The sequence below is a fragment of the Streptomyces sp. NPDC016851 genome (assembly GCF_055562795.1).
On the sequence record NZ_JBVHEP010000007.1, the window covers coordinates 151,254 to 164,789 of the forward strand.

At 73.3% G+C, this 13,536-nt stretch carries 13 protein-coding genes; 12 read left to right on the top strand and 1 reads right to left on the bottom strand.

Annotated elements, in window-relative coordinates; genetic code table 11:
• Genes ACZ3I3_RS13775 through ACZ3I3_RS13830 form a run of 12 tightly spaced genes read left to right on the top strand, consistent with a single transcriptional unit; the run spans window position 1 to window position 12,803 of the window.
• Complete coding sequence (locus tag ACZ3I3_RS13775) at window positions 1-1,230, top strand: O-antigen ligase domain-containing protein (protein WP_467364739.1); 1,230 nt, start codon at window positions 1-3, stop codon at window positions 1,228-1,230.
• 2 nt (window positions 1,231-1,232) lie between these two features.
• Entirely contained in the window at window positions 1,233-2,453 is a 1,221-nt protein-coding gene (locus tag ACZ3I3_RS13780; RefSeq protein WP_467364741.1) for a glycosyltransferase, read from the top strand.
• Window positions 2,454-3,698 carry a class I SAM-dependent methyltransferase gene (locus tag ACZ3I3_RS13785; protein WP_467364743.1) on the top strand — a complete coding sequence of 415 codons (1,245 nt, stop codon included), beginning with the start codon at window positions 2,454-2,456 and terminating at the stop codon, window positions 3,696-3,698.
• On the top strand, window positions 3,695-4,489 hold the full coding sequence (locus ACZ3I3_RS13790) for a glycosyltransferase family protein (protein WP_467364745.1): 795 nt from the start codon (window positions 3,695-3,697) through the stop codon (window positions 4,487-4,489). Before ACZ3I3_RS13785 ends, ACZ3I3_RS13790 begins: the two co-directional genes overlap by 4 nt.
• Window positions 4,486-5,133: a PIG-L deacetylase family protein gene (locus ACZ3I3_RS13795; protein ID WP_467364747.1), complete on the top strand. Its 648-nt coding sequence runs from the start codon at window positions 4,486-4,488 to the stop codon at window positions 5,131-5,133. The genes ACZ3I3_RS13790 and ACZ3I3_RS13795 overlap by 4 nt, the downstream gene beginning before the upstream one ends.
• 3 nt (window positions 5,134-5,136) lie before the next feature.
• On the top strand, window positions 5,137-6,162 hold the full coding sequence (locus ACZ3I3_RS13800; RefSeq protein WP_467364749.1) for an NAD-dependent epimerase/dehydratase family protein: 1,026 nt from the start codon (window positions 5,137-5,139) through the stop codon (window positions 6,160-6,162).
• Window positions 6,150-7,433, top strand: coding sequence for a DUF4910 domain-containing protein (locus tag ACZ3I3_RS13805; RefSeq protein ID WP_467364751.1), 1,284 nt, complete (start codon window positions 6,150-6,152; stop codon window positions 7,431-7,433). Before ACZ3I3_RS13800 ends, ACZ3I3_RS13805 begins: the two co-directional genes overlap by 13 nt.
• Entirely contained in the window at window positions 7,430-8,725 is a 1,296-nt protein-coding gene (locus ACZ3I3_RS13810; protein WP_467364753.1) for a hypothetical protein, read from the top strand. Before ACZ3I3_RS13805 ends, ACZ3I3_RS13810 begins: the two co-directional genes overlap by 4 nt.
• Window positions 8,722-9,669: a glycosyltransferase family 2 protein gene (locus ACZ3I3_RS13815; protein ID WP_467364755.1), complete on the top strand. Its 948-nt coding sequence runs from the start codon at window positions 8,722-8,724 to the stop codon at window positions 9,667-9,669. The genes ACZ3I3_RS13810 and ACZ3I3_RS13815 overlap by 4 nt, the downstream gene beginning before the upstream one ends.
• Complete coding sequence (locus ACZ3I3_RS13820) at window positions 9,666-10,904, top strand: polysaccharide pyruvyl transferase family protein (RefSeq protein ID WP_467364757.1); 1,239 nt, start codon at window positions 9,666-9,668, stop codon at window positions 10,902-10,904. Before ACZ3I3_RS13815 ends, ACZ3I3_RS13820 begins: the two co-directional genes overlap by 4 nt.
• A complete protein-coding gene (locus tag ACZ3I3_RS13825) occupies window positions 10,901-11,452 on the top strand; it encodes a dTDP-4-dehydrorhamnose 3,5-epimerase family protein (RefSeq protein WP_467364759.1) in 552 nt (183 codons plus the stop codon). The genes ACZ3I3_RS13820 and ACZ3I3_RS13825 overlap by 4 nt, the downstream gene beginning before the upstream one ends.
• A gap of 7 nt (window positions 11,453-11,459) precedes the next feature.
• The gene (locus tag ACZ3I3_RS13830) at window positions 11,460-12,803 is read left to right on the top strand and encodes a glutamate-1-semialdehyde 2,1-aminomutase (protein WP_467364761.1); all 1,344 of its coding nucleotides are present in this window, start codon (window positions 11,460-11,462) and stop codon (window positions 12,801-12,803) included.
• A 7-nt stretch (window positions 12,804-12,810) separates the two neighbouring features.
• On the opposite strand, the gene ACZ3I3_RS13835 is transcribed toward ACZ3I3_RS13830, so the two are convergent.
• The gene (locus tag ACZ3I3_RS13835; RefSeq protein WP_467364763.1) at window positions 12,811-13,488 is read right to left on the bottom strand and encodes a phosphatase PAP2 family protein; all 678 of its coding nucleotides are present in this window, start codon (window positions 13,486-13,488) and stop codon (window positions 12,811-12,813) included.
• Between the last annotated feature and the right edge of the window lie 48 nt (window positions 13,489-13,536).

Here is a 13,536-nt window from a genome sequence, read left to right on the forward strand (position 1 = left end):
ATGGCCGCTGACCACACGCCGAAGATCGTCGGGACAGTCTGGGGGCTGCTGGTCCTCAACACGCTCGGTTCGGCCGGGGCGAAGACCATCGTCCCGCTGCCCCGCTCCCTCATCCAGATGGTCACCATGGGCGCGCTGGTCGCCGCGTTCGCGCTGGCGCTCGCGCTCAATCTCCGGCTGCGCATCCGGCCCAGCGCCTTCCTGTTTCTGCTCACCCTGCTGCTGGTGCCGAGCGTGATGGCCAGCGCGGACCTGGAGTCCGGGTTCGGCGCGCTGTTCCGCTGCGCCCGGCTGGCCCTCTTCGTCGGCACGCTGTGGCTGCTCAGCCGCTGGTGGGACGGCGGCCTGACCTTCGTCCGGCACCACATCCGGATGTACTTCGCGGTGCTCGGCTCGGTGGCCGCCGGCCTGGCCATCTCACCGGGCGCGGCCCTGCCCGAGCTCTACGGCGGGCGGCTGGTCGGCGCGTTGTGGCCGCTCACCCCGCCGCAGATCGGACAGTACGCCGCGGTGATCATCGGGCTCACCGTGCTGCTCGTCCTGGGCCGCAGGACCGACCGGGGCAGCGCGGCCGTGGTCATCGTGCCCTCCCTCGTCCTGCTGGCGTTGACCCACACCCGCACGGCCACGCTCGGTCTGCTCATCGGGCTGGCGCTGGGGATCGGGTCGCTCGTCCTGACCAGCGCCGCCGCCCGCCGGTTCTTCGCCTGGTCGGTGCTGTGCGCCACGGTGGCCGCGGTGGCGTTCAGCTCCGCGCTGCGGGCGTGGTTCCTGCGCGGGCAGAGCCAGGAGAACTTCTCCAACCTCACCGGCCGGGCCAAGGTCTGGGACGCGCTGCTGGCCGCGCCCCGGACGACCTCGGAGCACCTGTTCGGCGCGGGCCTGGGCGACAAGTCGTTCGGCGGGCTGCCGATCGACAACAGCTGGCTGGCCGTCTACCAGGAGCAGGGGATGACCGGAGTCGTGCTCGTGGCGGCGGTCGTCGTCGTGCTGGGCGGCGTGGCGTTGCTGCGGCCGCCGTCGCTGTCGAGGGCCTGCGCGATCTTCCTGATCAGCTACTGCGCGATCGCGTCGTACACCGAGGCCGGGCTCGGCGACGCCTCGCCGTATCTGCTGCACCTGGCCGTGGCCGCCTCACTGCTGGCGGCACCCGCGGCCCCTGCCCCGTCGGCGCCCGAAGTCCCTCGGCGACGCCTCCCGCTGCGATCCCGGAGAACGGAGGTGACCTGAGCATGCACGTCCTCGTGGTGCACAACCGCTACGCCTCGGCACAGCCGAGCGGGGAGAACAAGGTCGTCGACCAGGAGGTGGCGCTGCTCCGCGGAGCCGGTCACCGGGTCGAGGTGTTCGAGCGGCGCAGCGACGACATCGCCGCCCGGTCCCTGCCGGCCAAGGCCGCGCTGCCGCTGCTGGTGCCGTGGAACCCGGCGGTCCGCGCGGAACTCGCCGCCCGGCTGCGCTCCGAGCGGCCGGACGTGGTGCACGTCCACAACGTCTTCCCGCTCCTGTCGCCCGCGGTGCTGGCCGCCTGCGCCGACGCCGGTGTGCCCGCCGTCGCCACGCTGCACAACTACACCCAGGTCTGCCCGCCCGGCACGCTCCAGCGGGACGGCCGGCCGTGCACCGAGTGCGTCGGTGCGACGCCGCTGCCCGCCGTCCGGCACGGCTGTTACCGGAACTCGCGGCTGGCGACGGTGCCGCTCGCGGTCAGCCTGTCGGTCAACCGGCGGCGGTGGTGGTCCGGCGTGGAGCGGTTCTTGTGCATCTCCGCGGCGCAGCGCGACGTCCTGGTACGGGCCGGTATGCCGGCCGAGCGGCTGGCGGTGAAGCACAACTTCGTGCCGGAGCCGGACGTCCGTCGAGAGGACGCGGGTGAGCATCTGCTCTACCTCGGCCGGCTGGCGGAGGCGAAGGGCGTGCGGCTGCTCATGGCCGCGTGGGACGAGGTCGCCGCGGGCGGCGGTGTGGGGGTGCCGCTGGTGATCGCCGGCACGGGGCCGCTGGAGCGAGAGGTGACCGCCTGGGCGGCGGGCCGCGACGACGTGCGCTACGTCGGCCTGCTGGACCCGGCGGAGTGCCGGAAGGCCGTCGCGCGGTCGGTCGCCGTGGTCGCCCCCTCGACGTGGCTGGAGGCGTTCGGCCTGGTGGTCGTGGAGGCGATGGCGGCCGGGGTCCCGGTCGTCGCCGCCGGTCACGGCGCCTTCGTCGAACTCGTCGAGGACGGGGTGACCGGGCTGCTGCACCGGCCGGGCGAGTCCGCCTCGCTCGCGTCCCGCATACGCCGGATCACGGCCGGGGCGGCCCGCAACCGGGAGATGGGCGAGGCGGCCCGGCGCCGTTACGAGCAGGGCTTCAGCCCGGCCGTCGGGCTGGAGCGCCTGGTGGAGGAGTACCGCACCGCGATCGCGGGTCGGTCGGAAGCAATGGGGGACGGAATCAATGGGGGGCAGTAGATGACACGATGCCGACTCTGCGGCTCGGCGGCGCTGGCGAGCGTCGTCGACCTGGGCGCGACACCACCGTGCGAGAGCTTTCTCGCCGTGGACCAACTGGACCGGCCGGAGCCCGCGTACCCGCTGCACCTGCGGGTCTGCACCGACTGCTGGCTGGCGCAGATCCCGCCGCTGATCACGCCGGAGGAGACGTTCAAGGAGTACGCGTACTTCTCCTCGTACTCGACCTCCTGGGTGGAGCACGCGCGCACGTTCGTCGCCGATGCCGTACAGCGGGTGGGACTCGGCACCGAGGGCTCCGACGCCTTCGTGGTCGAGGTCGCGAGCAACGACGGATACCTGCTGAAGCACGTGGTGGACCGGGGGATCCGCTGCCTGGGCATCGAGCCGTCGGTGAACGTCGGGGCCGCGGCGCGCGAGGCGGGCGTGCCCACACTCACGGAGTTCCTGAGCCCGGAGACCGGCTCCGCCGTCCGCGCCGAGCACGGCCCGGCGGACCTGGTCGTGGCCAACAACGTGTACGCGCACATCCCCGACGTGGTCGGCTTCACCCAGGGACTGCGCGCCCTGGTCGCCGACGACGGCTGGGTCTCCATCGAGGTGCAGCACCTGCTGACCCTGATCGAGGAGAACCAGTACGACACGATCTACCACGAGCACTTCCAGTACTACACGGTCGCGTCCGCGACCCGGGCCCTGGCCAGCGGCGGACTCACGCTCGTGGACGTCGAGTTGCTGCCCACGCACGGCGGCTCCGTCCGGCTGTGGGCCCGGCCGGCCGAGGTGGCGGGCGAGCCGACACAGCGGGTGGCCGACGTGCTGGACCGCGAGAAGGCCGCCGGGCTGCGGGAGCTGTCCGGGTACACCGAGTTCTCCGCCCGGGTGGCCAAGGTGCGCCGGGACCTGCTCAAGTTCCTCATCGAGGCGGCCGAGCGCGGCGAGACGGTCGTCGGCTACGGCGCCCCGGGCAAGGGCAACACCCTGCTCAACCACTGCGGCATCAGGCCCGACCTGCTCCCGTACACGGTCGACCGCAACCCCTACAAGCACGGCCGGTTCACCCCGGGCACCCGCATCCCCGTCCTGCCGCCCGAGCAGATCGCCGCCGACAAGCCGGACTACGTCCTCGTCCTGCCGTGGAACCTGCGGGCCGAACTGGTCGAGCAGCTGTCCTTCGTGCACGACTGGGGCGGCCGGCTGGTCTTTCCCATACCGGAACTGAGCATTGTCGAGGTCAAGGCATGAAGGTCGTTCTGTTCTGCGGCGGTTACGGGATGCGGATGCGCAGCGGCGCCGCGGACGACGTGCCCAAGCCGATGGCGATGGTCGGCCCCAGGCCGCTGATCTGGCATGTCATGCGCTACTACGCGCACTTCGGGCACACGGAGTTCATCCTGTGTCTCGGGTACGGGGCGCACCACATCAAGGACTTCTTCCTCAACTACGAGGAGACGACGTCCAACGACTTCGTGCTGCGCGGCGGGCGGACCGAGCTGCTGTCCACCGACATCTCGGACTGGACGATCACGTTCGCCCAGACCGGCATCGAGTCGCCGATCGGGGAACGGCTGCGCCGGGTGCGGCACCACCTGGACGGCGACGAGATGTTCCTCGCCAACTACGCCGACGTACTCACCGACGCCCCGTTGCCGGAGATGATCGACCGGTTCGCCCGGCGCGACGCGGGTGCGTCGATGATGGTGGTGCCGCCGCAGTCCTCGTTCCACTGCGTGGAGCTGGGCGAGGACGGCCTGGTGGGGGGCATCACCGCGGTGAGCGAACTGCCGCTGTGGGAGAACGGCGGCTACTTCGTGCTCCGCCAGGAGGTCTTCGACCACATCCCGGAGGGCGGGGACCTGGTCGCCGACGGATGCGCCCAACTGGCCAAGCGGGGCCGGCTGGTGGCGCACCAGCACCGCGGCTTCTGGAAGCCCACCGACACCGTCAAGGAGCGGGCCGCGCTCGACGAGGCCTACGCCCGGGGCGACCGCCCGTGGGCCGTGTGGGAAAAGGACAGCGCGGCGGTGAGCGCGTGATCCGGCTCGGGGCCGGGCGCCCGGACCGGATCGTCGCGGTGGGCGCGCACTGCGACGACATCGCCATCGGCGCCGGCGGCACGCTGCTGACGCTGTGCCGGGCGCGGCCGGGTGTCCGCGTCGACGCGCTGGTGCTCTCCGGGGGCGGCAGCGAGCGGGAGCAGGAGGAGCAGGCCGCGCTCGCCGCCTTCTGCCCGGGCGCCGACCTGCGGCTGACCGTGCACAAGCTGCCGGACGGCCGGCTGCCGGCGCACTGGGAGGAGGCCAAGGCCGCGGTCGAGGAGCTGCGCGCGCGGACGGAGCCGGACCTCGTGCTGGCCCCGCGTACCGATGACGCCCACCAGGACCACCGCGGCCTGGCGCGGCTGATACCGACCGCGTTCCGCGACCACCTCGTGCTCGGCTACGAGATCGTCAAGTGGGACGGCGACCTCGGCCGTCCGGCGGCGTACCAGCCGCTGTCGCCTCGGACCGCCGAGCAGAAGGTGCGGCTGCTGCAGGAGCACTACCCCTCGCAGCGCCACCGGCCCTGGTACGACCGGGAGGCCTTCCTGGGCCTCGCCCGGATCCGCGGCATCGAATGCCACGAGCGCTACGCCGAGGCGTTCGCCGTCACCAAACTCGTTCTCGACCTGGGGGATTGAACCTTGCGCGTACTGCTCACCGGACACCAGGGCTACCTGGGCACCGTGATGGCCCCGGTCCTCGCGGCCGCCGGACACGACGTCGTCGGCCTCGACGCCGGCCTGTTCGCCGACTGCGTCCTCGGCCCGGCGCCCGCCGACCCGCGGGGGCACCGGGTCGACCTGCGGGACGTCACCGCGGACCACGTGGCCGGCGTCGACGCCGTGATCCACCTGGCCGCCCTCTCCAACGACCCGCTGGGATCGCTGGCGCCCGAGCTCACCTACGACATCAACCACCACGCGTCCGTGCGGCTGGCCCGGCTGGCCCGCGACGCCGGAGTACGGCGCTTCCTGTACGCGTCGACCTGCTCGGTCTACGGCGCCGCCGGCGGCGAGGACTTGGTGGGCGAGGACGCCCCGCTGCGCCCGGTGACGCCGTACGCGGAGTCCAAGGTGCGGGTGGAGGACGACCTGCACGCGCTGGCCGACGGCGACTTCACCCCCGTGTTCATGCGCAACGCCACCGCCTTCGGCCACTCGCCCCGGCTGCGCGCCGACATCGTGCTCAACAACCTGGTGGGCCACGCGCTGCTGTCCGGCGAGGTGCTGGTGCTCTCCGACGGCACCCCGTGGCGCCCGCTGGTGCACGCCGCCGACATCGCCCGGGCCTTCACGGCCGCGCTGACGGCGCCGCGGGAAGCCGTGCACGACCGGGCGTTCAACATCGGCAGCGAGACCAACAACGTCACGGTCGCCGAGATCGCCGGGCAGGTCGCCGAGGCGGTACCCGGGTCCAAGGTGGTGATCACCGGGGAGACCGGGGCGGATCCGCGGTCGTACCGGGTGGACTTCTCCCGGTTCCGCGCCGCGATACCCGGCTTCGACTGCGAGTGGACGGTGAAGCGGGGCGCGCTCGAACTCGCCGACGCGTACCGGAAACACGGGCTGACCCGGGAGGACTTCGACCGGCGCTTCACCCGCCTCGCCGTGCTGCGCGCCGCGTCCGACTCCGGCGCCGTCGACGACACCCTGCGGTGGCGCCCGTGACCGAGCACGGCGAGGAGATGTACGCGCTGGTGGAGCGGCTGTACCCGCTGTGCCGGAGCATCACCGGCGACGGTGTGCGCGCCACCCTGGACATCGTCGGGGAGCACATCCCGCTGCGGGTGCACGAGGTGCCGACCGGGACCCAGGTGCTCGACTGGACCGTGCCGCAGGAGTGGAACATCCGCGACGCGTACATCGCCGACACCGACGGCCACCGGGTCGTCGACTTCGCCGCGTCCAGCCTCCACGTCCTCGGCTACAGCGTGCCGGTGTCGGCGACCCTGCCGCTGGCCGAGCTGCGGGAGCACCTGCACACCCTGCCGGAGCACCCGAGTTGGGTGCCGTACCGCACCAGCTACTACAAGCCGGAGTGGGGCTTCTGCCTGGCCCAGGAGACCCTGGACGCGATGCCGGACGGCGAGTACGAGGTGCGCATCGACTCCACCCTCGCCGACGGCCACCTCACCTACGCCGAGCACGTGGTCCCGGGGCAGGTCCCCGAGGAGGTGATCGTCTCCTGCCACGTCTGCCACCCGTCGCTGGCCAACGACAACCTGGCCGGCATCGCGGTGGCGACGTTCCTGGCCAGGGAGCTGGCGGAGCGGACGCCGTACTACACGTACCGGTTCCTCTTCGCGCCCGGCACCATCGGGGCGATCACCTGGCTCGCCCGCAACGCCGAGCGGGTGGAGCGGGTCAAGCACGGGCTGGTGCTGGCCTGCGCCGGCGACCCGGGCGACCTGACGTACAAGCGGAGCAGGCGCGGCGACGCCGAGATCGACCGCGTGCTGCGGCACGTGCTGGCCGCGTCCGAACGCCCGCACCGCGTCACCGAGTTCACTCCCTACGGCTACGACGAGCGGCAGTTCTGCTCGCCCGGGTTCAACCTGGCCGTGGGCTCGCTCACCCGGACCCCGTACGCCGGCTACCCCGAGTACCACACCTCGGCGGACAACCTGGACTTCGTCTCCCCGAAGGCGATGGCGGACACCCTCGCCGTCTGCCGCGAGGCGTTCGCCGTCCTGGACCGCAACAGGAGGTACCTCAACCTCAGCCCCTACGGCGAACCGCAGCTGGGCCGCCGTGGGCTGTACGACGCGCTCGGCGGCCGCAGCGACACCAAGCAGGCCCAGATGGCCATGCTCTGGGTGCTCAACCTCTCCGACGGCGCGCACAGTCTGCTGGACGTCGCCGAGCGGTCCGGGCTGCCGTTCGACACCGTCGCCGCCGCGGCCGACGCCCTGCGCGGCGCCGGACTGATCAAGGCATGACGCCGATGACCACCGACGGGGAGACGACGACACCGGCCGGGTCCGCCCGGCGGGCCCTCGTCGGCCGGCTGTCCTGGGGACTGGCCGACCAGGCGGCCTCCAGCGTCACCAACTTCGCGGTGGGCGTCTACGTGGCGCGCTCGCTCGGGCTGGCCGCGTTCGGCGTGTTCAGCCTGGCCTGGGTGACCTACGGCGTGGTGCTCAGCGTCTCCCGCGGGCTGGCCACCGACCCGCTCGTGGTGCGCTTCAGCGGCGTCCCGGACGCCTCCTGGCGCGGGGCGGTGGCCAGGTCGTCGGGTACCGCGCTCGGCGTCGGTGCCGCCATCGGCGCGGCGTGCGTGGTGGCCGGGCCGGCTCTCGGCGGCAGCGTGGGGTCCGCGTTCGTCTGCCTCGGCGTCATGCTGCCGGGGCTGCTGCTGCAGGACGCCTGGCGGTACGCGTTCTTCGCCGCCGGCACCGGGCGGAAGGCGTTCGTCAACGACGTGGTGTGGGGCGTCGCGCTCGTCCCGGCCATGGTGGTGGCCGCCCGCGTCGGCAGCGTGGCCGCTTTCGTGCTCGCCTGGGGCGCGTCCGCCGCGGTGGCCGCGGTGTACGGCTGCTTCCAGTCCGGCATCCGGCCCCGGCTGACGGGAGCGCGCGCGTGGCTGAGCGAGCAGCGCGATCTCAGTTACCGGTACCTGGTCGAGAACGTCGGCGTCAGCGGCGCGAGCCAGCTGCGGGCGTACGGGCTCGGCGCGATCGTCGGGGTCGGCGCGGTGGGTGCGGTCCGGGGCGCGGAGCTGCTGCTCGGCCCGTTCCTCGCCGTGCTGATGGGGCTTTCGCTGGTCACCGTCGCGGAGGCGGCACGGGTGCTGCGGCGGGCCCCGCACCGGCTGGCCAGGTTCTGCCTCCTGCTCGGCGCCGGGCAGGCCGCCGCCGCACTGCTGTGGGGCTCGGCGCTGCTGCTGATGCCGGACCGGCTCGGCGAGCTGGTGCTCGGCGACGTCTGGAGCTCTGCCGCGGAGCTCATCGTGCCGGCCACGCTCGGCGTCGCGGGCGCCGGCCTCGGCACCGGCGCGGCGGCCGGGCTGCGCGCGCTCGGCGCGGCCCGGCGCAGCCTGCGCAGCCAGCTGTTCGCCTCCGCCTGTTACGTCACCGGCGGGCTCGGCGGGGCGGCCGTGGCCGGCACGGTCGGCTCGGCCTGGGGCGTCGCCGCCGCGACCGTCTGCAGCTCGGCCGTGTGGTGGCTGCACCTGCGCTCCGCCCTGCGCGAGCGCCACCAAGACCTTTTCCGTGAAGTGAGGACGCCATGACCGCCCGACCCCGGCTGAGCATCGGCCTGCCCGTCTACAACGGCGAGGAGTACCTCGCCGAGGCGCTCGACGCCCTGCTCGGCCAGACCTACGAGGACTTCGAGCTGGTCGTCTCGGACAACGCCTCGATCGACGGCACCCAGGACATCTGCCGCGCGTACGCGGCCCGGGACCCACGCATCCGGTACATCCGCCTCTCGCGGAACATCGGCGCCGCGCCGAACCACAACTACGTGTTCACCGAGTGCCGCGGCGAGCTGTTCAAGTGGGCCTCGCACGACGACCTGTACGCCCGGGACCTGCTGCGGCGCTGTGTGGAGGCGCTGGACGAGCGGCCGGACGTGATCCTCGCGCACTCCGGCCAGGCGGTCATCGACGGCGACGGCCGGGTGAAGGTCCCCTACGAGTACGGGCTCGCCACCGACTCGCCGCACGCGCCGGAGCGCTTCCGCAGCCTGCTGTTCGAACCCGGCGGCGACGACTTCTACGGGGTGATGCGGGCCGACGTGCTGCGCCGCGTGAAACCGCACGACAGCTACCACCACGCGGACCGCACGTTCGTCGCCGAGATCACCCTGCACGGCCCCTTCCACCAGGTGCCGGAACTGCTGTACTTCCGCCGCGACCACCCCACCCGCGCCGAGCGGGCGAACCCGTCCAAGCGCTCCCGGTGCGTCAACCTGGACCCGCGCCGGGCCGGCCCGCTGCACCCGACGCCCCGGCTGCTCGCCGAGTACGTCTGGGGCTTCGCCTCCGCGATCCGGCGGGCGCCGTTGTCGCCGGCGGACCGGCGCGCCTGCCACCGCCACCTGGCCGCGTGGCTGACCAGCCGGGTCCGGCCGGGCGCCGGTGAGCGGGTCGAGGACCGCGCCCCGGTCGACCCGGGCCGGCTCACGGTCTCCGTCGACGCCCTCGTCGCCGGCCGTGAGGGGAGGCGGGCGTGACCGCTGCCCGCATCGGGGTGTTCGGCCTGCTGGGCTCCGGCAACCTCGGCAACGACGGGTCGCTCGAAGCCGTGCTCGGGTACCTCCGCGCCGAGCACCCGGAGGCGGTCGTGGACGCCCTCTGCGGCGGCCCCGAGGTCGTCACGGCCCGGTACGGCATCCCCGCGACGCGGCTGCACTGGTACCGCGGGGAGTACCGGACCGCCTCGCGTGCGGGCGCGATCGCGGCGAAGGGCCTGGGCAAACTCGTCGACGCCTTCCGCACCGCCGCCTGGGTGCGCCGGCACGACGCGGTGATCGTGCCGGGCATGGGTGTCCTGGAGGCCACGCTGCCGCTGCGGCCGTGGGGCTTCCCGTACTCGCTGTTCCTGCTCTGCGCGTCCGGCCGGCTGCTGCGCACCCGGGTCGCCCTGGTCGGCGTCGGCGCCGCCCCGATCCGCGACCGGCCGACCCGGGCCCTGGTGCGCTGGTCGGCGCGGCTGGCCGCGTACCGCTCGTACCGGGACGACCTGTCCCACGACGCGATGCGGGCGATGGGCGTGGACACCGGGCGCGACGAGGTCTACCCGGACCTCGCGTTCGCCCTGCCGGCGCCGCGGACGAGCACGCCCCCGGGGCCCCCGGACTCACCGGGCCCGGTCTGCGTCGGCGTCATGGCGTTCCACGGCGGCAACGACGACCGCGCCCGGGCCGAGGAGATCCACCGGCGCTACCTCGACGGGGTGACCCGCTTCGTCCGCGCGCTGGTCGAGGACGGCAGGCCGGTCCGGCTGCTCACCGGCGACGCGTGCGACGCGCCGGTGGTCACGGCGATCCTCGACGCGGTGGACTCGCCGCTGGTCACCGCTGCCGAGGCGGCCTCGCTGGCCGACCTGATGACGGAGACGGCGGCTGCCGACACCGTGGTGGCGACCCGCTACCACAATCTGGTCTGCGCGCTGAAGGCCGGCACACCGACGCTCGCCCTCAGCTACGCGGCGAAGAGCGACGCGCTCATGGCCCGGATGGGGCTGGACGCGTATCGCCACCCGGCGCGCGAGGTCGACGCCGACCGGCTGCTCGACCAGTTCCGGGCGCTGGAGAAGCGATCGGCCGAGCTGCGACGGACCCTCACCGAGCGGAACCGGGTCACCTCCCGGCAACTCGAGGACCAGTTCGCCGCCTTGACCACGGCCCTGTTCCCGGCGGCCGACCACACCCATACCCACACCCACCCGTATCGGGAGGCTCGATGAAGGCGACCGAAGTCCCGCAGATCGCCGGCGCGTACCTGTTCGAGCCGACGCCGTACGCCGACGAGCGCGGCTTCTTCTGCCGCACCTTCGACGCCGACGTGGTCCGCTCCGTCGGCCTCGATCCGGGCGCCTTCGTCCAGGACAGCCTGTCCCGTTCGGTCCGGGGCGTGCTGCGCGGCCTGCACCTGCGCTCCGGCGCCGGCGAGGCCAAGCTGGTGCGGTGCTCGTACGGAAAGGTCTTCGACGTCGTCGTGGACCTGCGGACGGACTCGCCGACCTACCTGGGCCGGGCCTTCTTCGAGCTGTCCGGCGACACGCAGGCGACCCTCTACATCCCGGCGGGGTGCGCGCACGGCTTCCAGGCGCTGACCGAAACCGCCGACACCTCGTACCGGATCGACCGCCCGCACGATCCGGCCGAGGACGTGACGATCGCCCACGACGACCCGGAGCTCGCCATCCCCTGGCCGCTGCCGGTCACATCGATGTCCCAGCGGGACCTGGAGGCGCCGAGCCTCGCCGAGGTCCTGAAGCAGAGGGAAAGCTGAGGTCCGCGTGGACACCGAACACACCGTAGAGACCGAGGAGTTCGTCCTGCCGCGGTCGCGGAGGGCGAACGAGCGGCTGCACGCCATGATCCCCGGGGGCGCCCACACCTACGCCAAGGGCGACGACCAGTACCCGGAGCACCTGGCCCCGGTCATCAGCCACGGCCACGGTGCCCATGTGTGGGACATCGACGGCAACCGCTACATCGAGTACGGCTCCGGCCTGCGCTCGGTCAGCCTCGGCCACGCCCATCCCCGCGTGCTCGAGGCGGTGCGGCGGGAACTCGACCGGGGCTCCAACTTCGTCCGCCCGTCCATCGTCGAGGTCGAGGCCGCGGAACGCTTCCTGGCCACGGTGCCGACCGCCGAGATGGTGAAGTTCGCGAAGAACGGCTCCGACGCCACCACCGCCGCGGTGCGCCTCGCCCGCGCCGCGACCGGCCGCCCGCGCGTGGCCCTCTGCGCCGACCATCCGTTCTTCTCCGTCGACGACTGGTTCATCGGCACCACGCCGATGTCCGCCGGCATCCCGGCGTCGACCACCGACCTCACCGTGTCGTTCCCCTACGGAGACCTGGCCGCCACGGAGGAGCTGCTCACCCGCCACCGGGACGAGATCGCCTGCCTGATCCTCGAACCCGCCACCCACACCGAGCCGCCGCCCGGGTACCTCGCCGGCCTGCGCGAGCTGGCCGACCGGCACGGCTGCGTACTGGTCTTCGACGAGATGATCACCGGCTTCCGCTGGTCCGAGGCGGGCGCCCAGGGCCTGTACGGCGTCGTCCCCGACCTGTCCACGTTCGGCAAGGCGCTGGGCAACGGCTTCGCCGTCTCCGCGCTGGCCGGGCGCCGCGACCTGATGGAACGCGGCGGCCTGCGGCACTCGGGCGACCGGGTGTTCCTGCTGTCCACCACGCACGGCGCGGAAACGCACTCCCTGGCCGCCGCGATGGCCGTGCAGACCACTTACTCCGAGGAGGGCATCGCCGCACGACTGCACACCCTCGGCGAGCGGCTGGCCGCCGGGGTCCGCGAGGCCGCGGCCGGGATGGGCGTCGGCGACCACATCGTGGTCCGGGGCCGGGCCAGCAACCTGGTCTTCGCCACCCTCGACGAGAACGGGCAGCCGTCGCAGCGGTACCGCACCCTGTTCCTGCGCCGGCTCCTCGCGGGCGGGGTGCTCGCCCCGTCGTTCGTGGTGAGCAGCGCGCTCAGCGACGCCGACATCGACCACACCGTCGACGTGGTGGCGCAGGCGTGCGCGGTGTACCGCAAGGCACTGGACGCCGCCGACCCCACGCCGTGGCTGGCCGGACGCCCGGTGAAGCCGGTGTTCCGCCGCCTGGCGTGACGTGACGTCAGCGGGGCCGCGGCCGACGGGTGTCGGCCACCTGATCGACCAGCCACGCGGTCGCCGGTACCACCGCCAGCGCGGTGCACCAGCCGCCGAGGACATCGGTCGGGTAGTGCGCGCCCAGGGCGACCTGCGCCCATCCCATGGCGGCCCCGGCGACCAGCGCCGCGGCGAGCATGAGCAGCGTGCCGGCCGTCCTGCCGAGGCCGAACCGGCCGGCCGCCAACAGCGCCACCACGACGGCGAGCGCGGTGAGGAAGGCGGTGTGCCCGCTCGGGTAGGACAGGTTGGCGTCGCCGTGGATGGTGCGCCCCACCAGGGGCTTGAGCACCGTAGTCGTCGCCACGCTCCCACCGGCGCCGCCCACGGCGAGCACGGCCGCGCGAGGCCACCGAACCAGCAGACAGCCCGCCACGACGGCCACGACCAGCGCCGCCGCCCCCACGGGCTCCCCCAGGAAGTCCGTGGCCAGAGCGACGTACCGCCAGGGCGGCCCGACACTGTCCGCCGTCGGCCGGACGACCCACCTGTCCACCCTGCCGGGCTCGCTGTGCCCGGCGACCAGGACCCCGAGCACGAGGACCACCAGCGCGGCGAGGGCCGCGACGGTCCCGAGCGACGTGCGCAGCACCAGGGGCAGCACCGGGGACTTCCGCGGCAGTGCTTCGTGTCGCAGTCCCATGTCCCCCGCCGCCACCGCGCTGCCGCGCCCCCGCCAGTCCCTGCCTGC

Excerpts from the sequence above, each read along its gene's own strand:
- ACZ3I3_RS13825 (WP_467364759.1), top strand. The coding sequence starts at position 10,901 with ATGAAGGCGACCGAAGTCCCGCAGATCGCCGGCGCGTACCTGTTCGAG.
- ACZ3I3_RS13815 (WP_467364755.1), top strand. The coding sequence starts at position 8,722 with ATGACCGCCCGACCCCGGCTGAGCATCGGCCTGCCCGTCTACAACGGC.
- ACZ3I3_RS13790 (WP_467364745.1), top strand. The coding sequence starts at position 3,695 with ATGAAGGTCGTTCTGTTCTGCGGCGGTTACGGGATGCGGATGCGCAGC.
- ACZ3I3_RS13780 (WP_467364741.1), top strand. The coding sequence starts at position 1,233 with ATGCACGTCCTCGTGGTGCACAACCGCTACGCCTCGGCACAGCCGAGC.
- ACZ3I3_RS13785 (WP_467364743.1), top strand. The coding sequence starts at position 2,454 with ATGACACGATGCCGACTCTGCGGCTCGGCGGCGCTGGCGAGCGTCGTC.
- ACZ3I3_RS13775 (WP_467364739.1), top strand. The coding sequence starts at position 1 with ATGGCCGCTGACCACACGCCGAAGATCGTCGGGACAGTCTGGGGGCTG.
- ACZ3I3_RS13810 (WP_467364753.1), top strand. The coding sequence starts at position 7,430 with ATGACGCCGATGACCACCGACGGGGAGACGACGACACCGGCCGGGTCC.
- ACZ3I3_RS13835 (WP_467364763.1), bottom strand. The coding sequence starts at position 13,488 with ATGGGACTGCGACACGAAGCACTGCCGCGGAAGTCCCCGGTGCTGCCC.